Here is a 19,509-nt window from a genome sequence, read left to right on the forward strand (position 1 = left end):
CGCGAATCGCTATGAAACCATCCATGCTGGGCAAACTCGATCAACTGGCGAACCGCCTGGTCGAACTTGACGAACTGTTGATGCACCCGGACGCCACGTCGAACATGGACAGCTACCGTAAGATGACGCGCGAGCACGCCGAACTGGGCCCGCTGGTGGCGCTGTACCATTCCTATCAGGAAGCGGGCAACGATATCGCCACGGCGCAAGAGATGCTGGGCGACCCGGACATGAAGGAATTCGCACAGGAAGAGATCGAGGCGGCGAAAGCCACCATGGCGCGCCTGGAACGCGAATTGCAAACCATGCTGCTGCCGAAGGATGTCAATGACGAGCGCAATATCTTCCTGGAAATTCGCGCCGGCACGGGCGGCGATGAATCCGCCTTGTTCGCCGGCGACCTGCTGCGCATGTACTCGCGCTTTGCCGAGCGCAACCGCTGGCAGGTGGAGCTGGTATCGTCGTCCGACTCCGACCTGGGCGGCTACCGCGAAGTGATCGTGCGCGTGGTCGGAAACGGAGCGTATTCAAAACTGAAATTCGAATCGGGCGGCCACCGCGTGCAGCGCGTGCCGGCAACGGAAACCCAGGGCCGCATCCACACGTCCGCCTGCACGGTGGCCGTGATGCCGGAAGCGGACGAAGTGGAAGACGTCAACATCAACCCGGCCGACTTGCGCATCGACACCTACCGCGCCTCGGGCGCGGGCGGACAGCACATCAACAAGACGGATTCGGCCGTGCGCATTACCCACTTGCCCACCGGCATCGTCGTCGAATGCCAGGATGACCGCAGCCAGCACAAGAACAAGGCGCAAGCGATGAAAGTGCTGGCCGCGCGCATCAAGGACGTGCAGCTGCGCGAGCAGCAGTCAAAAGAAGCGGCCACGCGCAAGAGCCTGATCGGCTCGGGCGACCGCAGCGAGCGCATCCGCACTTATAATTTCCCGCAGGGCCGCCTGACGGACCATCGCATTAACCTGACCTTGTATAAGCTGGACTTCATCATGGACGGGGATTTGACGGACTTGACGAATGCGCTGGCGGCGGAACACCAAGCCGAGCTGTTGGCTGCCCTGGGCGATTAAAAAGCGTCCATGGCGGCGTTGCATCGCCTGGCCGTACGTTCGTACTGCCTGCGGCGCTGCGCCTTGCCCTGAACACTTTTGAAAGCATCCAGCCAGATCAAGGGTTTAAGTAGGGGCTAAGCAATAAAAAACCGGCCTTGTGCGAAAATGACCAGCTCGCTTCCATCCACCTCACCGTGTCGCCCATGAAAAATTCACGCACCGTCCTCCTATCGATCGCCGCCCTGTGTTTCCTGATGCTGGGCGTGGCCATGTATTTGCAGCATGCCATGAACATGGCGCCGTGCCCGCTGTGCGTGATCCAGCGCTACCTGTTCCTCGCCATCGGCATCGCCTGCCTGGCTGGCGCGGCGGCCAACCGGCCGAAAATCGGCGCGAGCGTCGGCTTGTTGGCCGCCCTGGGCGGCCTGGGCGTGGGCGCCAAGCATTTATACGTACTGGCGCATCCCGGCTTCTCGTGCGGCATCGATCCGGTGGAAACGGCGCTGAACAAGATTTTCACGGCGCAAGTCATGCCCTTCATGTTTGAATCGTATGGCGCCTGCGAAAACGCCGGCGAGCCGTTTTTCGGCCTGTCGATTCCGCAATGGGCGTTCATCTGGTTTGCCATTTTTAGCGTCGGCCTGCTGTGGACCTTGTTGCGCCGTCAGAAATAATTGAAAGCACCATGCCAGAAACACTGATCCCCGCCGGCAGCACTGTCGGCACCCTGCAAATCCGTCCGTTGCTCGACCCGCTCGACAACCGCATCCTGCTGGGCCACGCGCTGGGCCTGTCGCGCGTCTCGCTGATCACGCAATCGGAGCGTGTGCTCACTACCGAAGAATCCGAGCGCTTATCGGCCTTGCTGGCGCGCCGCCTGCAAGGCGAGCCAATCGCCTATCTCGTCGGCCAACGCGAATTCTTCGGCCTGCCATTCGAAGTGAACGACGCCGTGCTGATTCCCCGCCCCGACACGGAAGTGCTGGTGGAACTGGCGCTTGAGCGCCTGCCGCCCGGCGGACGCGTGCTCGACATGGGCACGGGCAGCGGCGCCATCGCCGTCGCGCTGGCGTACACGCGGCCGGACGCCGTCGTCACGGCCCTGGATGTGAGCAGCGCGGCCCTGGCCGTGGCACGCCGCAACGCCAGCGCCAACGGCGTCAACATCACCTTCATGGCCAGCGACTGGTTCGAAGCGCTGGGCACGGAAAAATTCGACCTGATCGTCTCGAATCCCCCCTACATCGCCAGCGGCGACCGCCACCTGGCCGAAGGCGATTTGCGCTTCGAGCCGGCCGGTGCGTTGACCGACCACGCCGATGGCCTGTCGGCCCTGCGCACCATCGTCTCCGGCGCCGCGCGCCACCTGGCGTCAGGCGCCTGGCTGCTGATGGAACACGGCTATGACCAGGCGCCGTCCGTGCGCGGCTTGCTGGCCGATGCCGGCTACAGCAAAGTGCAAAGCTGGCGCGACCTGGCCGGCATCGAGCGCGTCAGCGGCGCCCGCCTGGGCTGACCCTGTCCACGTGCGCAGGGCTTGATCCAGCAACGCGCCAGATGCTCCGCAGTTTGTTAAAATATCAAGCGAATTCCTGACCGAAGCGCCGCCCCCATTCACCGGGGCGGACGCTGGCGACGCGGCGTTTTTTGGGCCGGCGCCGACGCATTTGCCAAAATTCGGTTAATCTCAGCACAAATTATTTATCTGCTGCACAAGAAAGGAAGCTCAAATTGCCCAACCTGTTGACTCGCCGCCTGGCATTGCTGACCGAAGATGCCAACCGCGCGCTGCTGGGCGGCTTGCGCGGCATCGAGCGTGAAACCCTGCGCGTCGACCATGCCGGCCATCTGGCTTCTACGCCCCACCCCGCCGTCCTGGGCTCGGCGCTGACGCACCCTGAAATCACCACCGACTACGCCGAAGCGCTGCTCGAATTCATCACTCCGGCGGAACAAGACATCGCCGTCACGCTCGACAAGCTCGACACCGTGCACCGCCATGCCTACAGCCGCCTTGGCGACGAATTGCTGTGGAGCCAGTCGATGCCCTGCCAGCTGCCGCCCGAAGCGGACATAGCGATCGCCAACTACGGCACCTCGAACATGGGCATGCTCAAGCACGTCTACCGGCGCGGCTTGGCATTGCGCTACGGCAAGGCCATGCAATGCATCGCCGGCATCCATTACAACTATTCGCTCGACGAGCAGCTGTGGCAAGTGCTGGCCAGCCATCCGGACACCAGCGCCAGCGCGCACCACGCGGCGGCCACGCCAAAAGACGTGCAGTCGGAAAGCTACCTGGCGACGATCCGTAATTTCCGCCGCTACAGCTGGCTCCTGATGTATCTGTTCGGCGCCTCGCCGGCCCTGTCCGCCGGCTTCTTGCGCGGCCGCGCGCACAAGCTCGACACCTTATCCGACGACACCCTGTTCCTGCCCTACGCCACCAGCCTGCGCATGAGCGACCTCGGTTACCAGAACGATGCCCAGTCCGGCCTGCGCCCGCACGAAAACAGCCTCGATGATTACGTCAACGCCCTGACGCACGCCGTCAACGACCCGTATCCGCCGTATGCGGCGCTGGGTACAAAAAAAGATGGCGAGTGGATTCAATTGTCCACCAACGTGCTGCAGATCGAAAATGAATACTATTCGACCATCCGCCCGAAGCGCGTGATCCGCACTGGCGAGCGCCCGATCCAGGCCCTGTGCCTGCGCGGCGTGCAATACATCGAAGTGCGCTGCATGGATGTCGATCCGTTCGAACCGGTCGGCATCAGCCTGGAAACGGGCCGCTTCCTCGACGCCTTTTTGCTGTTCTGCGCGCTCGACGACAGCGCGCCCATCTCGGCCGAGCAAAGCGCCTGCTACACGCACAATTTCGCGCGCACCGTCAAGGAAGGCCGCACACCGGGCCTGACCTTGCGCCGGGACGGCGAAGAAATCACCCTGCGGGCGTGGGGCGAGGAACTGCTGGCGCGCATCGCCCCCGTGGCGACCCTGCTCGATGCGCGCCAAGGCGGCACGTCGCATGCGGACAGCCTGGCGGCGCAGGCGGCCAAGCTGGCCGACCCGGACGCGACGCCATCGGCAAAGGTATTGGCAGAGCTGCGCGACCATGGCGGCTCGTTTGCCGCCTTCGGCCTGCGCCAGAGCGAGCGCCACGCCGCCTACTTCCGCGCGCAACCGCCAACGCCGGAACAAAGCGCATATTTCGACCAGCTGGCCGCAAGCTCGCTGGCCGAGCAGCGCGCCATGGAAGCGGCGCCCGCCGGCAGCTTCGACGATTTCGTCGCCGCCTACCGCGCCAGCACCCTGTGTTCGCACACCTGACCTTGCGCAAAACACCCCGATGCTGACCTTCTTCAATGAATTGCACAGCCAGCACCGGGGCCGCTTCGAAATGTTTCGCGGCACCATGGTGCCCTGCTTCGAGACACCCGAACGGGCCGACATGGTGGTGGCCGAACTGGGCCGGCGCAACCTGGGGCGCATCGTCACGCCGCACGGCGTTCCCCTGACGTCGCTGGAGCGCATCCACACGCCCCGCTACCTGCATTTTTTGCGCCACGCCTGGCACGAATGGCTGGCGCTCGACCCGGACAACGCGGGCAAGGACGCGCTGCCGTCCGTGTGGCCCGTGCGCACCTTGCGCAGCGATATCGAACCGGACGACTTCACGGCCAAGCTGGGACTGTACTCGATGGACAACGGCACGCCGCTGACGGCCGGCACCTGGACGGCGGCCAAGACGGGCGCCGACTGCGCCGTCAACGCGGCCCATGCGCTGCGCCTGGGCGAACGCGCCACGTTTGCCCTGACGCGCCCACCGGGCCACCATGCGGGCAGCGATTTCTTTGGCGGCTACTGCTTCCTCAACAACGCAGCCCTGGCCGCGCAGCATTTGCTCGACGACGGCGCGCGCAGGGTCGCCATCCTCGATATCGATTACCACCACGGCAACGGCACGCAAAGCATTTTCTATGCGCGCGACGACGTGCTGTTCGCCTCCATCCACGCAGACCCGCGCAGCGAATATCCGTTTTACCTGGGGCACGCCGATGAAACGGGCAGCGGCGTCGGCACGGGCTACAACGTCAACCTGCCACTCCCCCCCGGCAGCTCCACGGCCAGCTGGTTCGCCGCGCTGGAAACGGCCTGCCTGCGCATCAATATGTACGCGCCCGACGCGCTGGTGGTGTCGCTGGGCGTCGACACCTTCGTTGGCGACCCGCTGTCGCACTTCGCCCTGCAAAGCGGCGACTACCTGCGCGTGGGCGAGCGCCTGGCGCATCTGAATTTGCCCACCGCCTTCATCCTCGAAGGCGGCTATGCGGTGAAGGAGCTGGGCATCAATGTGGTGAATGTGCTCGAAGGCTTCGAGACGGCTGATTAAGCGTCTTACAACGCTACATATTACGGAACAAGGCCATGAACGGCTGGCTTACGGCCAGGGTTTCCGGCCGCGTTTTCAGACGCAAGACGCCGCGTCCCACCTCGTCGCGCGTGACGGATGCCACCATCTTCATGTTGACGATGGTGGAGCGGTGGATCTGTTTGAAAATGGCCGGGTCTAGCACATCGAGCAATTCGCGTATCGGCTTGCGCAGCAGCGCCTCGCCGTCCGCCGTCATGACGGCCGTGTACTTGGTATCGGACTGAAAATAGGCGATGTCTTCCACCATGATCAAACGCGTATCCTTGCCGCTGCTGGCCGTCAGCCACACCAGCGGCGGCGACTTGGCCGCCGCCGGCAAGGCGCTGCTCAATTGCTGCAGCAGGCCGGCCAGCGCGCCGTCGCCGGCCCGGGCCTTGCCGGCGCGCGCCTGCAGGCGCTGCAAGGTCGCTTGCAAGCGCTCGCGGGCGATGGGTTTCAATAAGTAATCGACGGCGCCGTTGTCGAAGGCATCGATCGCGTACTGGTCGTAGGCCGTGACGAACACCACCTGGGTGCCGGGACTGGCTTCCAGCGCGCCGGCCGCCACTTCCAGCCCTGTCAGGCCCGGCATGCGGATATCGAGGAAGGCGATATCGGGCTTGCGTGTGGCGATGGCGTCGAGCGCCGTGCCGCCGTCGTCACAGGCGGCGACGATGCGCAGCGCCGGCCATTCTTCGGCCAGCAAGGCCACCAGCGCATCGCGTAGCAAGGTTTCGTCTTCGGCGATGACGCAGGTCATTTCAGGCTGATGCATACGAGGCTCCTTGCGCCGTGCTGTCTGGCAGCGTGATGGTGGCCGTCACGCCATCGGGGAAATTGGCCAGGATGGAAAACGCGGCGGCATTGCCGTAGGTCAGGCGCAGGCGTTCGCGCACATTGCGCAGGCCGATGCCCGTGCCTGCACCGTCGTCACTGAAGCCCTTGCCGTCGTCAGCCACCGTGACGATCACCGTGCCATCGCCGCTGCGCGCCATGATCCAGATGGTGCCGCCGCCGCTCTTCGGCTCCAGGCCGTGCTTGATGGCGTTTTCCACCAAGGTTTGCAGCATCATCGGCGGCAGCTCTACCTGGCGCAGGTAGTGCGGTACCTCAATCTGCAAGTTCAGGCGGTTACCCATGCGGATTTTCAGGATATCGAGATAGGCGCGCGCACGTTCCAACTCCGTGCCCAGGGTCGACATGGCTTGCTCCATGCGCGGCAGCGAATGGCGCAGATACAAAATCAGGTTGCCCAGCATCTCGTCGGCGCGTACCGGGTCGCTGCGCGTGAGCAGCTGCGCGCTGGCCAGCGTGTTGTACAGAAAGTGCGGTTCCACCTGCGCGTGCAGCAGGCTCAGCTTGGCCACCGTGAGTTCCTTTTCCGTCACCGTCTGGCGCGCCTCGGCCTGCTCGCCGCGCCGGCGCTGCGCCACCCGGCGCGTCATCGCTCGCGTCACCGCTTCCGCGTTTTCCAGGTTGCTGCCATGGTCGACGAGGAACCAGTCGGTCCAGGCATTGCGCGCCGGCTCGCAGATCAGGGTCACGCTGCCCGCCTCGCCATTCGGCGTGACGGTGGCGAGGATCTGGTTCGGCCGCGGCTCGAGGAAACCCAGCAGGCGCATACGGGGCAAGCCCGTGTGCGTGTAGGGCGCCGCACGGCGCACTCTAGCCTGCACCTGCAGGCTGTCGCGCGCGCTTTCGACCACTTCGCTGCCCGGCAATTCGCGGATGGCCGCATCGATCATGTCGAACACCTCGCCCGCCTCGAACGGGATCTCGATCTGGCGCCGCTGGCGGCTCGACAGGGTGCTGGCATTGACGACGCCGGCGATCAGACGCACGCGCCGCACGTGCGAAAACGCATTCGTGATGACGGCGCTGGCCAGCAGCGCACCGACGATGACAAAGAAGCCTTCTGTATGCCCGAAAATAAAACGCAGGAAGTTCTCGACCAGGAGGACGGTGGCAATGATGTACGTGAGCATCGTGGCCAAAGTGATGCGCAGGATAAAGAAGAGGCTAGTCATGATTTTTCCCTGGAACGTAGAAGTGGGCCAAGAATAGCAATCGGCGCCAGCGGCGGTGGCCATTATGCGATGGAAGGGCAATACTGGCGACAAAGGCAAGAAAATAAAGCACAAATGTGCGCCGCCACGAAATAAAATCGCTTGCAATTAAATAGCGCACGATATATATTGAGCACATGGACGCCGCACTCGCTTCTTCAGACGGGCATCCTGGGCATCAGTCCACGAAACAAGTAGCACACTATTTAGTAGTTACCTATTCATCTATACCAAGGAAACCATCATGTCGATCAAACAAGTCCTGTACCGTGCTGTAGCTACCGCCACCGGAGGCCGCGAAGGCCGTGCCGTGTCGTCCGACAATGTGCTCGATGTCAAGCTGACCACGCCAAAAGAACTGGGCGGCAATGGCGCCGTCGGCACCAATCCGGAACAACTGTTCGCTGCCGGCTACTCGGCCTGCTTCATCGGCGCCATGAAATTCGTCGGCGGCCGCGACAAGATCGCCCTGCCTGCGGACCTGTCGATCGAAGGTAAGGTCGGCATCGGCGCCATCGAGACGGGCTTTGGCATCGAAGTGGAACTGACAATTTCGCTGCCAGGCATGGAGCGCGCCGCCGCCGAAGCGCTGGTCGCCGCCGCCCACATCGTGTGCCCGTACTCGAACGCCACGCGTGGCAACATCGACGTCACCCTGACGATCGTCTGAGCACACCTGGCATAAGTTGCTACGTGTCGCGCTTTGCCATCAAAACTGCACTGCCATGAAGGCAGTGCGGTTTTTTTTCACGTGTACCTTTAGAATGGCGCTCTTTTCCTGATTTTTCCGGAGTACGCATGATCGCCTGGCAATGGAACACGTTCGACGAACTCGGCCCCCACGATTTGTACCAGGTGCTGGCCTTGCGCCAGCGCGTGTTCGTCATCGAACAGCAGTGTATTTACCCGGACCTCGATGGCCATGACCAGCAAGCCATGCATTTGCTGGGCTGGCAAACGGTCGATGGCCAGCGTCTGCTGGGCGCGTATCTGCGCGTGCTGGCGCCCGGCGCCAAATACGTGGAAATGTCGCTGGGCCGCGTGCTGACGGCGCCCGAAGCGCGCACCACGGGCGCCGGCAAGCGGCTGCTGGCGGAAGGCATCGCGCGCGCCGAACGCCTTCACCCTGGTCACGCCATCCGCATCGGCGCGCAGCAATACCTGGAACGCTTCTACCAGTCGTTCGGCTTTGTCACCGTCAGCGCGCCCTACGACGAAGACGGCATACAGCACGTCGACATGCTGCGCGCGGCGCAGACGGCAGGATGACGACGGCCCTCATTTCCTGGAGCGGCGGCAAGGATTCCTGCCTGGCCCTGTGGCGCGCGCGCAACGCCGGCATGCGCGTGCCGCTGCTGATCACGGCCATGGATGAAGACGGCCGCAAATCGCGCTCGCACGGCGTGCCGCCCGAGCTGCTCGAAGCGCAGGCGGCCAGCCTGGGGGCGCGCCTGCAGCGCTATCACGCCAGCTGGGCCAGCTACGAGGAACAATTCATCGCCATGCTGCGCGCGGCGAAAGACGATGGCATAGCCCACGCCCTGTTTGGCGACATCGACTTGCAGCCGCACCGCGACTGGGAAGAAAAAGTCTGCGCCGCGGCCGGCCTGACGGCCCACCTGCCCCTGTGGGGCGAAGCGCGGCGCGCGCTGGTCGATGAATTTCTCGCCGCCGGCTTCAAGGCCATCGTCGTGTGCATCAATGGCCAGCACCTGCCACGCGAATTTTGCGGGCGCGAGTTCGACGCCGCCTTTTTGGCCGACCTGCCGCCCGGCGTCGACGCCTGCGGCGAAAACGGCGAATTCCACACCTTCGTCTACGATGGTCCCGCCTTCAGCGCACCGGTGGCACTGCGCCGCACGCAGGTGCTGCACTATGACGCGCCGGCCGATCTGGGCGGCGCCACCTATTACTTCCAGGAACTAGCCCCGCCTGAGGTATAAAGGGGCCGCCAAAGCAAAAAGGGCGATTCCGTGGAATCGCCCTTTGTCCCTGTGCCCTGCGCGTGCCTATTTTTTTGTCACGCCGACCAGCTTGACTTCAAACAGCAAGCCCGCGTAGCCGGGAATCGACGGCGGCTTACCCGCCTTGCCATAGCCCAGGTCATACGGAATGGACAGGATGCGGGTGCCGCCAACCTTCATGCCGACCAGGCCGCGGTCCCAGCCCAGGATGACCTGACCGATACCCAGAGGGAAAGGGAAGGCGGCGCCCGGCTGGTTCGCATCGAACTGCGTACCCTTGTTGCCCGGCTTGCTTGCGTCATACAGCCAGCCCGTGTAAAGCACGTCCAGGGTATCGCCCGCTGCCGCCGTCGTGCCGGTGCCAACCACCACGTCGGGGAAGGTGAATTCCTTCACCTGCGTATTCGGGTCGAGCACGACCGGCTTCTCGGTGTTGGCAGCAGCGCCGCAAGCGGTCAGGGCCACGGCGCAAGCGAGTGTGGCGATCAATTGAAATACCGATTTCATGGTTTCCCTTCAAATATTGGTGTGTGACTGAGGCCCGTACGGTGCGGACCGGTACGGGCTGCAGTTTAACAGGTGTCGCCGGCCCCATTTGTAAGCAGACGTAAGCACGGCGCTAAGTGGTGCAACGATACAACGTTGCCACAATATCTAGATTTCCACCTGCGTGCCCAGTTCGATCACCCGGTTGCTCGGGATCTGATAGTAGTCGGCCGCCGTGCGCGCATTGCGCGACATGGTGACGAACAGGTGCTCGCGCCATGGCATCATGCCGGCCCCCGGCGTCGAGATGATGGTCTGGCGCGCAATGAAGAACGACGTTTCCATCATCTCGAAATCCATTCCCTGCTCGGCGCATTGCGCCAGCGCAGCCGGAATATCCGGTTCATCCTTGAAGCCGTAATACACATTAACCTGGTAGCACTGGTGGCCCAGCTCCACCACGCGCACGCGCTCGGATGGCGTCACCCACGGCTCTTCATGCATGAAGACAGTGAGGAAAATCACCCGCTCATGCAGCACCTTGTTGTGCAGCAAGTTATGCAACAGCGCATGCGGCACGCCATCCGTTTCGCCGCGCAGGAAGACGGCCGTGCCGGGCACGCGCAGCGGCGGCGCGATGAACAGCGACGAGAGGAATTCGTTGAGCGGGATCGCATGTTTTTCCAGATTCAGGAAGACCAGCTGGCGGCCCCGTTTCCAGGTCAGCATGATGATGAACAGGACGGCGCCCAGCAGCAGCGGGAACCAGCCGCCGTGGAACAGTTTCAGGGAACTGGCCGCGAACAGGTTGACATCGATGATCAGGAAGAAACCGGTGGCAGCCCAGCACAGCAGTAAATTCATCTTCCAGCGGTAGCGGATGACGAAGAAGGTCAGGATGGTGGTCGCCAGCATGGTGGCCGTGACGGCGATGCCGTAGGCGGCGGCCAGCTTTTCCGACGAGCCAAAACCGACCACGGCCATCAGCACGACGGCCAGCTGCAGCCAGTTCACGGCAGGAATGTAAATCTGGCCGATTTCGCTTTCCGACGTGTGGCGCACGCGCATGCGCGGCAGGAAGCCCAGCGCAATGGCTTGCTTGGTCATCGAGAAGGTGCCGGAAATGGTCGCCTGCGAGGCGATCACGGTGGCCATGGTCGACAAAATCACCAGCGGATACACGCTCCAGGCGCCCAGCTGCTGGTAGAACGGATTGGAAATGGCTTCCGGGTGCGCCAGCAGCAGCCCGCCCTGGCCCAGGTAATTCAGCGCCAGCGCGGGGAAGGCGATCAGGAACCAGGCCATGCGGATCGGCTTCTTGCCGAAATGGCCCATGTCGGCGTACAAGGCCTCGGCGCCCGTCAGTGCCAGCACCACGGCGCCCAGCGACAGAAAGGCGATGCGGCCATTGTCCAAGAGGAAAGCCACCGCGTGCAGGGGATTGACGGCGGCCAGGATGGCTGGCGACTTGATGATGTTGACCACGCCCATGCAGGCCAGCGCGACAAACCATATCACCATGATGGGAGCGAAGAAACGGCCGATGCCGGCCGTACCGTGCGACTGCACCGAATACAACGCCACCAGCACGGCGATCGTCAGCCACACCACATACGGGCTGAAGGCAGGCGTGGCCACTTCCAGACCTTCAATGGCCGATAGCACCGAAATGGCCGGCGTGATCACGCTGTCGCCATAGAACAGGGTGGCGCCAAAGACGCCGATCACCATCAGCGGCACATGCCAGCGCGACGACTTACTGACAGATGACAGCACCAGCGCCATCAGGGCCATGATGCCGCCCTCGCCCCGGTTGTCGGCACGCAACACCAGGGTCACGTACTTGAGCGAGACGATCAGGGTCAGGCCCCAGAAAATCAGCGAGACGATGCCCAGCAGATTGTTATGCGTGACCGCCAGGCCGTGCGCAGGGTCAAACACCGTCTTCAGGGTGTACAGCGGACTGGTGCCGATATCGCCATAGACAATGCCGACGGCAGCCAGTGTCAGGCCGACCAGGCTGCTTTTTTTATGTTCCGACGTCAAGATTGCACCCGTTTTTGTTTTGTTGCATCGCACAATATGATAGGTATTAGCAAATAGCAAGAGTATTTTCGCATGGTTCCGCAGCTGCCCCAAGGTCGTGGTTTTGTGCCGCTCCGCCTTGCTGCGCGGGCTCGCGGTCATAGATTTGTTGCCATTCTACGCTTCACCGGCGGCGCCGGGCAGCTCGCGGTGTTTTCAGCCATAATGACAGACTGTCTACTCTCCAGCGTACCTCATTATGAATCCAGGCATGCTCTACGCTTCCCTCGCCTTCCTGTGCTGGGGCCTGTTCCCCCTGTATTTCCATGCCATCGATGAGATCGCACCGCAGGAAATCCTGGCGCACCGCATGGTCTGGTCGCTGTTGTTTCTAGGCATCGTACTGACCGTGCGCCGCCAGTGGAGCTGGCTGGGCAGCCTGAAAGCGCAGCCCAGGGTCGTGGCCAGCTTCGTCGCCAGTGCATTTTTACTCTCCGCCAACTGGTTCATCTATATCTGGGCCGTCAACAACGGCCATGTGGTCGACGCCAGCCTCGGCTACTTCATCACGCCGCTGGTCAACGTCATGCTGGGTTTTTTGCTGCTGCACGAGCGCCTGCGCCGCCTGCAGTGGCTGGCCATCGGCCTGGCCGCCTGCGGCGTGGCCTGGCTCACATGGCAAGGCGGGCAGGTGCCCTGGATCGCCCTGCTACTGGCAGCCACGTTCGGCGGCTATGGCTTGCTGCGCAAGACGGCCGCGCTGGGTGCGCTGGAAGGCCTGTCGTTTGAAACATTGATTTTATTCCCCCTGGCACTGGCCTACATGCTGTGGCTGGGCTGGCATGGCCAGAGCGGCTTCGTCAATACTGACTCTTCCGCCACGCGCGCGCTGCTGCTGGCGTCCGGCCCCATCACGGCCATTCCCCTGCTGCTGTTTGCTGCCGGCGCGCGCCGCCTGCCGCTGGCCGTACTGGGTTTGCTGCAATATATTGCCCCCACGGGCCAGTTACTCATCGGCGTGTGGGTCTTCCACGAATCGTTCACGCGCGAACGCATGCTGGGATTCCTCGTCATCTGGACGGCGCTGGCCCTGTACGCGGCCGAGGGGCTGTGGATGGCCCGCAAGGCGCGCGCCGCCTAAGTACCCCCCTGGCGCCCGTTCCGCAGCGCGCAACGCTGGCCGGAAGCGGGCGTTTACCGTATCCTGTCCGTCTTTGTATATCACCCGAGATTTCTAATGGCAAATTACGTCTACACCATGAATCGCGTGGGCAAAATCGTCCCGCCCAAGCGCCAGATTCTGAAAGATATTTCCCTCTCCTTCTTCCCAGGCGCGAAGATCGGCGTGCTGGGCCTGAACGGCTCCGGCAAATCGACCCTGCTGAAAATCATGGCCGGCATCGACACCGACATCCAGGGCGAAGCCGTGCCGATGCCGGGCCTGAACATCGGCTATCTGCCGCAGGAACCACAGCTGGACCCGGAAAAAACCGTGCGCCAGGAAGTCGAGTCGGGCCTGGGCGAAGTATTTGAAGCACAAGCCAAGCTGGAAGCCGTGTACGCCGCATATGCCGAGGAAGACGCCGATTTCGACGCCCTGGCCACGGAACAGGCGCGCCTGGAAGCGATCATCTCGACTTCCGATGGCGGCAATTTGAATTTGCAGCTGGAAATGGCCGCCGACGCGCTGCGCCTGCCGCCATGGGATGCCACCATCGGCGTGCTGTCCGGCGGTGAAAAGCGCCGCGTGGCGCTGTGCAAGCTGCTGCTGTCCAAGCCCGACATGCTGCTGCTCGACGAGCCAACCAACCATCTGGATGCAGAATCGGTCGACTGGCTGGAACAATTCCTGCTGCGCTTCCCCGGCACCGTGGTGGCCATCACCCATGACCGCTATTTCCTCGACAATGCAGCCGAGTGGATCCTGGAGCTGGACCGCGGCAGCGGCATTCCATGGAAAGGCAATTACTCGACCTGGCTGGAGCAGAAGCAAGCCCGCCTGAAGCAGGAAGAATCGACGGAATCGGCGCGCCAGAAGGCGCTGCAGAAGGAATTGGAATGGTCGCGCCAGAACCCGAAAGCGCGCCAGGCCAAGTCGAAGGCCCGCCTGGCCCGCTTCAACGAGCTGTCCGAGCACGAATACCAGAAGCGCAACGAAACGCAGGAAATCTTCATTCCCGTGGCCGAACGCCTGGGCAATGAGGTCATCGAGTTCAAAAATGTATCGAAAGCGTTCGGCGACCGCCTGCTGATCGACGACCTGAGCTTCACGATCCCGGCCGGCGCCATCGTCGGCATCATCGGCCCCAACGGCGCCGGCAAGTCGACCCTGTTCAAGATGATCACGGGCCAGGAACAACCGGACAGCGGCGAAGTAGCCCTCGGCCAGACGGCGCGCGTCTCCATCGTCGACCAGAATCGCGGCGACTCGCTGTCGGACAGCAAGACCGTCTTCCAGGATGTGTGCGGCGGTGCCGACATGCTCACCGTGGGCCGCTTCGAAATGCCGTCGCGCGCCTATCTGGGCCGTTTCAACTTCAAGGGTGGCGACCAGCAAAAAATCGTCGGCAACCTGTCCGGCGGTGAACGTGGACGTTTGCACCTGGCAAAAACCTTGCTGGCGGGCGGCAACGTCCTGCTGCTCGATGAGCCGTCGAACGATCTGGACGTGGAAACCCTGCGCGCGCTGGAAGACGCCCTGCTGGAATTTGCTGGTAGCGTGATGGTCATTTCGCATGATCGCTGGTTCCTCGACCGTATCGCCACGCACATCCTGGCCTTCGAAGGCAACTCGCAAGTGAGTTTCTTTGACGGCAACTATCAAGAGTACGAAGCGGACAAGAAAAAACGCCTGGGCGAAGAAGGTGCGAAACCAAAACGTATTCGCTACAAACCTCTGACAACGTAATTGACGTCTGGCCATGCAAAAAGGCAGTTACCTCACGGTAACTGCCTTTTTTTCAGCAAACTTCTAAACCACTTCTAAACCATTAGAAGTTGTAGCGTGCGCCTAACGCCAGGCCGGTAGCCTTGCGGCCCTGGTCGGCACTCTTGCCGAAATGTTCCACTTCCGCCGTCAGCGAGACTTTCTCGTTGATCGCGTACTGGGCACCGACGGAAGCGTATACGCCCGTCTTGTCGTTGCCGCTGATGCCGGTCGACAGGCCCGTGCCGCTCAAACTATTCTTGACCTTGGCCACACCGAGCTTGCCGAACACGCCCACTTTATCACTCACCGGCATGCTGGCCTTGCCGGCCAGGTAGTAGCCGTGCGAATCGCTTTTCACGGAACCGTTGCCGGCGCCCGTGACATAGCTGTAATCCTTGCTGCCGAAATCGGCGTAGCCGCCCTCGACCGCCCAGGTTTTGTCGAAATCGTAACCGGCGAAGACCTTGGCGCCTGCCTTGTAGCCGCTGTGATTATCGGCGCTGGTGGCGCCAGGAATATCAAAATTGTAGCGATTGCCTGTGATGCCGGCACCCACATAGGCGCCTTCAGCGTGTGCGGCGCTCATGCCGGTCAGTGCGGTAACGGAAGCGATCATTGCAAACAGGATTTTCTTCTTCATCATGTTCTTTCTCTCAATTAGTTAGTGTGCCTAGATTCATGCCTGGATTCGCAGTTCAGCGAAGTGCGATGACTACACAATAACAGCCGAAAAAAACTACGTCTTTCTGCATTCCGTAAGAACTGTGACAAGATGTAAGCTGACATTGCAAACTGACAATAACGTCAAAATGCGCCCTGTTAAGCGAACTTAAGATAGACTTAAGAGCATTAGCGATTTTCAAATCAAGAGGAGAGGTCCATGCAAAAACGCCAGTTTCTCGCCGCCGCCATGGCGGCCACTGCGCTGCCCACCCTGGGTCGGGCGGCGCCCGCCAGTCTGCGCGGACCGGCCCTGCTGACCATCACTGGCAGCATAGCCAAGCCTAACCGGGGCCCGTTCGACGCGGTGCGCGACCAGATGATGCACAAGCAGAAAATCAGTTTTGAGCGGGCGCGGGCATTCGACTTTGCGGCGCTGACGAACTTGCCTGCGCGCACCATCTACCCCACCCTGGAATACGATGGCAAGGCGCACGCCCTACGCGGACCGCTGCTGGTCGATGTCTTGAAGGCGGCCGGCACCCCAGAGGAAAATGAGGTACGCCTGCTACTGCGCGCCGTGGACGGCTATGCGGCGGCGCTGACCGTGGCGCAGGCGCGCGCGCAGCGTTTTATTGTCGCCACCCATCTGGACGGACAGACGATGGCGCTGGGCGGTCTGGGGCCGCTGTGGGCGATCCATGATGCCGACCGCATCGCGGCCGTGGCGGCACTGCCCCTGGCCGAACGTTTCGCCAACTGCCCGTGGGCGCTGTATCACATCGGCGTAGAGACAGCTTGAAGCAGATTACAACGCCAAACAAAACCGTAGCGAGCGGAAGCGAGAGGTGGCTAAGAAGCGCAACCGTACTTTAGTACGGTGAGCATCGCAGGCCGCCTATACCGACGCGCAGTAGGTTCTGACAGGCGCTTAAGCGTAAGCTTCGGCCATCGACATGACACGTGGCGCGATGGTGATGCCGTGTTCCTCGAACAAGGCCGTGATGGCCGCCAGGTTGTGCGTGCACTCCTCGGTTTTCCAGCCCTTGAAGATATCCGTGCCATCCTTCTGGAAATGCAGGTCCAGCACCTTGCCCTGATCCTTGTGCAGGTAGGGCGAACTATAGGTATTCTCGTAGCCGAGCGCCTTCAATTGCCCCAACAAGGCATGTGGTGGATGATCGGGGTCGGTGGCAAGAAAAATGCCAAAGGTCTTGCCCGGTGGTTTGGCGGCGATATCGACTTCATAAATGCCGGGGGCCTTGCTGACAGACGTACTCTTTAAAAATAACATACAACACTCCCTACGCGTGGTGTCCTGCGCCGAAAACGTGCGGCAAGACAGGGGTGGTGCGCAATGATCCCCCTCGTCAAATCTTATTGCTAATTTGCATCTTTGTCGACAAATCGGTACTTTTATTTGGTAAGTCGTGGTTATCTTGTCGCGTACACCAGCGTAAATTATCAATAAAGCCAGTTATCATTGCGTCAATACCCGGCCTGCTGCATACTTTTGGCTTGCGTAAAGATTGCCCCGGCCTCGCGGCCTGAGCCAATATCCGCGTGCCCTGGCCTGCCTACCCTCGTACCCATGCGCCTTCTGTCGATCAAGTACCGCCTGCTTATCCTCCTGACCCTGATCCTGGGGGCGGGCTTCATGGCCACCAGCCTGGCCAGCTATCTGGCGTCGCGCCAGGCCATCGAGCATGGCATCGCCGACCAGACCTTGCCTTTAACAGGCGACAATATTTATTCCGAAATCCAGAAAGACATGCTGCGCCCCGTCTTCATCTCGTCGCTGATGGCGCACGACACCTTCGTGCGCGACTGGATACTCGCCGGCGAAAACAAGCCGGAACAGATCGTGCGCTACCTGGCCGAAGTCAAGAAGAAATACGGCGCCATCACCAGCTTTCTCGTTTCGGACAAGAGCAGCAAATATTATTTTGCCGAAGGCACCCTGAAATCCGTCAGCCCGGAAGCGAAGCGCGACATCTGGTACTACCGCGTGCGCGCCATGGACAGTACCGATTATGAAACCAATGTCGACGTGGACATGGCCAACCGCGACAGCATGACCATCTTCATCAACCACCGCGTCTACGACTATGAAGGCCAGTTCATCGGTGCCACCGGCATCGGCCTGACCCTGGCCACCATGAGCAACATCCTCGACCGCTACCAGGCGCGCTTCCACCGCAACATCTATTTTGTCGACGGCGCCGGCACCCTGGTACTGGCGGGCAAGACCATGCGCAACGGGCACGGCAACATCCGCAACCTGCCCGGCGTGAGCGCTATTGCCGACCAGATCATCAACCACCAGAGTACGCCGACGCATCTGTCGTACCAGCTGGGCCGTGCGCAAATCCTCGTCAACTCGCGTTTCATTCCCGAGCTGGGCTGGTACCTGGTGGTCGAGCAGAATGTCAGCGACGAAGTCAAGTCGCTGCAGCGCGTGTTCATCCTGAATCTGGCCATCAGCTTTGGCGTGACCCTGCTGGTACTGGTGCTGACCTTGCTGACGGTGAACCGCTACCAGCGCCGCATAGAACGCATCGCCTCGACGGATGCGCTGACAGGGCTATTGAACCGCCAATCGCTGGAACTGCTGTTCCAGCGCGCCATGCTTTTGTCCAAGCGCACGGCGCAACCGATGTCGGCCATCCTGTTCGACATCGATTTCTTCAAGCGCGTCAACGATACCCATGGCCACCTGTGGGGCGACAAGGTCATCCGTAGCGTGGCCGACGTGGCGCGCGCCACCGTGCGCGAAAGCGATGTCATCACGCGCTGGGGCGGCGAGGAATACCTGGTGCTGCTGAATAACTGCAGCCTGGCCAAAGCAGAAGAAGTGGCGGAGAACCTGCGCGCCGCCGTCGAGCGGCACGATTTCGGCCTGCCCGCGCCACAGGAACCCGTGACGATCAGCCTGGGCGTGGCCGAATATCGGCCCGACGAAAGCGAGTCAGCCTTCTTTTCGCGCGCCGACAGCGCCCTGTATCAGGCGAAACAGCAGGGACGCAACGGCGTGCACGCCGCCTGACTCATCCCCCGCGCTTGCGCCTGGCCAGATCTTGCGTGGGCGCCACCAGCGCCCGGTACAACTCGCCCGTGGCGGCATCCCAGCTTTGCACCGCCTGCTGCTGGCGTTGCACAGTGGCCGCATCGCCGCGTGCGATGGGTCCGGAGAGCGCGGGCGCGGCCCCCAGACGGAACACATTGGCCACCGCTTCCGTCACCAGGGGCTGAGCCAGCTCGCGCGCCACCGGCTCGGGAATGCCGGCCGCCTGGTAGGCGCGCAGGGCGGCATCGAGCACCGTCACCAGATAATTGCTGGCAAACACGGCAGCGGCGTGATACAGGGTCTTGGCGGCGGGGTCGATGGGCACGGGACGCGCGCCAATGGCATGCAAGGCCGGCGTGAGGAAGGCCAGCGCCAGTGGATCGCCTTCGACGCCGCAAAACGTGCCGTCAAAGGTGGCGGCCACCTGCTGCGGATCGGCAAAGCTGCGGATCGGGTGCGCGCTGGCCACCGATGCGCCGGCCTGCGTAGCGGTCAGCAGCACGTTGGACGCCAGCGCGCCGCTGCAGTGAAACACGATGGCGCCCGCCTGCCGTCCTTCGGCCACCAGCGCCGCGCAGGCCGGGCCGATCTGGTCGTCCGCCACGGCCAGCATGGTGACGTCGGCCCGGCGCAAGGCCGCATAGCTGGCGACGGGGGTGCCGGCGCCGATGAAATCCACAGCCGCCTGCGCCGACGCCATCGAGCGCGTCAGCACGTCCTGCACCAGGATTTTTCCGCCATGCGTACCATCCACGCCGGCGAACAGGCGGCCCAGCACGCGGCCTACATGGCCGGCGCCGATGATATTCAGGGTAACGTCCATGG

At 62.2% G+C, this 19,509-nt stretch carries 19 protein-coding genes; 12 read left to right on the top strand and 7 right to left on the bottom strand.

Going from position 1 to position 19,509, the window contains the following annotated elements:
* Positions 1–11: 11 nt before the first annotated feature.
* From prfA to ACP7DE_RS19045, 5 genes are all read left to right on the top strand, one after another.
* Positions 12–1,088: a peptide chain release factor 1 gene (prfA, locus tag ACP7DE_RS19025; protein ID WP_071079939.1), complete on the top strand. Its 1,077-nt coding sequence runs from the start codon at positions 12–14 to the stop codon at positions 1,086–1,088.
* Between the two features lie 185 nt (positions 1,089–1,273).
* Positions 1,274–1,744 (top strand): disulfide bond formation protein B, encoded by a 471-nt coding sequence (locus tag ACP7DE_RS19030; RefSeq protein ID WP_426073541.1) that lies wholly within the window; start codon positions 1,274–1,276, stop codon positions 1,742–1,744.
* Positions 1,745–1,755: 11 nt separating this feature from the next.
* Complete coding sequence (prmC, locus tag ACP7DE_RS19035; protein WP_426073542.1) at positions 1,756–2,586, top strand: peptide chain release factor N(5)-glutamine methyltransferase; 831 nt, start codon at positions 1,756–1,758, stop codon at positions 2,584–2,586.
* Between the two features lie 215 nt (positions 2,587–2,801).
* Positions 2,802–4,403, top strand: a complete 1,602-nt coding sequence (gene gshA, locus ACP7DE_RS19040; protein ID WP_426073543.1) for a glutamate--cysteine ligase — start codon at positions 2,802–2,804, stop codon at positions 4,401–4,403.
* Positions 4,404–4,422: 19 nt separating this feature from the next.
* Entirely contained in the window at positions 4,423–5,466 is a 1,044-nt protein-coding gene (locus tag ACP7DE_RS19045) for a histone deacetylase family protein (RefSeq protein WP_426073544.1), read from the top strand.
* Positions 5,467–5,479: 13 nt separating this feature from the next.
* Here ACP7DE_RS19045 and ACP7DE_RS19050 read toward each other — a convergent pair whose 3' ends face one another.
* A complete protein-coding gene (locus tag ACP7DE_RS19050; protein ID WP_426073545.1) occupies positions 5,480–6,262 on the bottom strand; it encodes a LytR/AlgR family response regulator transcription factor in 783 nt (260 codons plus the stop codon).
* The gene (locus ACP7DE_RS19055) at positions 6,249–7,514 is read right to left on the bottom strand and encodes a sensor histidine kinase (RefSeq protein ID WP_426073546.1); all 1,266 of its coding nucleotides are present in this window, start codon (positions 7,512–7,514) and stop codon (positions 6,249–6,251) included. Before ACP7DE_RS19055 ends, ACP7DE_RS19050 begins: the two co-directional genes overlap by 14 nt.
* 283 nt (positions 7,515–7,797) lie before the next feature.
* Between ACP7DE_RS19055 and ACP7DE_RS19060 the strand changes: the two genes are divergently transcribed.
* From ACP7DE_RS19060 to ACP7DE_RS19070, 3 genes are all read left to right on the top strand, one after another.
* On the top strand, positions 7,798–8,223 hold the full coding sequence (locus tag ACP7DE_RS19060) for an organic hydroperoxide resistance protein (protein ID WP_426073547.1): 426 nt from the start codon (positions 7,798–7,800) through the stop codon (positions 8,221–8,223).
* A gap of 128 nt (positions 8,224–8,351) precedes the next feature.
* Positions 8,352–8,822: a GNAT family N-acetyltransferase gene (locus ACP7DE_RS19065; protein ID WP_426073548.1), complete on the top strand. Its 471-nt coding sequence runs from the start codon at positions 8,352–8,354 to the stop codon at positions 8,820–8,822.
* Entirely contained in the window at positions 8,819–9,496 is a 678-nt protein-coding gene (locus ACP7DE_RS19070) for a diphthine--ammonia ligase (protein WP_426073549.1), read from the top strand. The genes ACP7DE_RS19065 and ACP7DE_RS19070 overlap by 4 nt, the downstream gene beginning before the upstream one ends.
* 66 nt (positions 9,497–9,562) lie before the next feature.
* On the opposite strand, the gene ACP7DE_RS19075 is transcribed toward ACP7DE_RS19070, so the two are convergent.
* Together ACP7DE_RS19075 and ACP7DE_RS19080 are read right to left on the bottom strand one after the other, a co-directional pair.
* The gene (locus ACP7DE_RS19075; RefSeq protein ID WP_426073550.1) at positions 9,563–10,024 is read right to left on the bottom strand and encodes an FKBP-type peptidyl-prolyl cis-trans isomerase; all 462 of its coding nucleotides are present in this window, start codon (positions 10,022–10,024) and stop codon (positions 9,563–9,565) included.
* Between the two features lie 147 nt (positions 10,025–10,171).
* Positions 10,172–12,049, bottom strand: coding sequence for a potassium transporter Kup (locus ACP7DE_RS19080; protein ID WP_426073551.1), 1,878 nt, complete (start codon positions 12,047–12,049; stop codon positions 10,172–10,174).
* A 238-nt stretch (positions 12,050–12,287) separates the two neighbouring features.
* On the opposite strand from ACP7DE_RS19080, the gene rarD reads away from it, so the two are divergent.
* Both rarD and ettA read left to right on the top strand, forming a co-directional pair.
* Positions 12,288–13,169 (top strand): EamA family transporter RarD, encoded by an 882-nt coding sequence (gene rarD / locus ACP7DE_RS19085; RefSeq protein ID WP_426073552.1) that lies wholly within the window; start codon positions 12,288–12,290, stop codon positions 13,167–13,169.
* Positions 13,170–13,265: 96 nt separating this feature from the next.
* The gene (gene ettA / locus ACP7DE_RS19090; protein ID WP_426073553.1) at positions 13,266–14,936 is read left to right on the top strand and encodes an energy-dependent translational throttle protein EttA; all 1,671 of its coding nucleotides are present in this window, start codon (positions 13,266–13,268) and stop codon (positions 14,934–14,936) included.
* Between the two features lie 82 nt (positions 14,937–15,018).
* Here the strand turns inward: ettA and ACP7DE_RS19095 are convergent, their stop codons facing one another.
* Positions 15,019–15,600: a porin family protein gene (locus ACP7DE_RS19095; RefSeq protein ID WP_426073554.1), complete on the bottom strand. Its 582-nt coding sequence runs from the start codon at positions 15,598–15,600 to the stop codon at positions 15,019–15,021.
* A 237-nt stretch (positions 15,601–15,837) separates the two neighbouring features.
* On the opposite strand from ACP7DE_RS19095, the gene ACP7DE_RS19100 reads away from it, so the two are divergent.
* Positions 15,838–16,419 (top strand): molybdopterin-dependent oxidoreductase, encoded by a 582-nt coding sequence (locus tag ACP7DE_RS19100; protein WP_426073555.1) that lies wholly within the window; start codon positions 15,838–15,840, stop codon positions 16,417–16,419.
* Positions 16,420–16,548: 129 nt separating this feature from the next.
* On the opposite strand, the gene ACP7DE_RS19105 is transcribed toward ACP7DE_RS19100, so the two are convergent.
* Positions 16,549–16,911 (bottom strand): hypothetical protein, encoded by a 363-nt coding sequence (locus ACP7DE_RS19105; protein WP_426073556.1) that lies wholly within the window; start codon positions 16,909–16,911, stop codon positions 16,549–16,551.
* A 297-nt stretch (positions 16,912–17,208) separates the two neighbouring features.
* On the opposite strand from ACP7DE_RS19105, the gene ACP7DE_RS19110 reads away from it, so the two are divergent.
* Positions 17,209–18,663 (top strand): sensor domain-containing diguanylate cyclase, encoded by a 1,455-nt coding sequence (locus ACP7DE_RS19110; protein ID WP_426073557.1) that lies wholly within the window; start codon positions 17,209–17,211, stop codon positions 18,661–18,663.
* A gap of 1 nt (position 18,664) precedes the next feature.
* Here ACP7DE_RS19110 and ACP7DE_RS19115 read toward each other — a convergent pair whose 3' ends face one another.
* Entirely contained in the window at positions 18,665–19,507 is an 843-nt protein-coding gene (locus ACP7DE_RS19115) for a Rossmann-like and DUF2520 domain-containing protein (protein WP_426073558.1), read from the bottom strand.
* Positions 19,508–19,509 lie beyond the last annotated feature (2 nt).

It is taken from the genome of Janthinobacterium sp. DSP2-3-3, assembly GCF_049897325.1.
Taxonomy (GTDB): domain Bacteria; phylum Pseudomonadota; class Gammaproteobacteria; order Burkholderiales; family Burkholderiaceae_D; genus Janthinobacterium.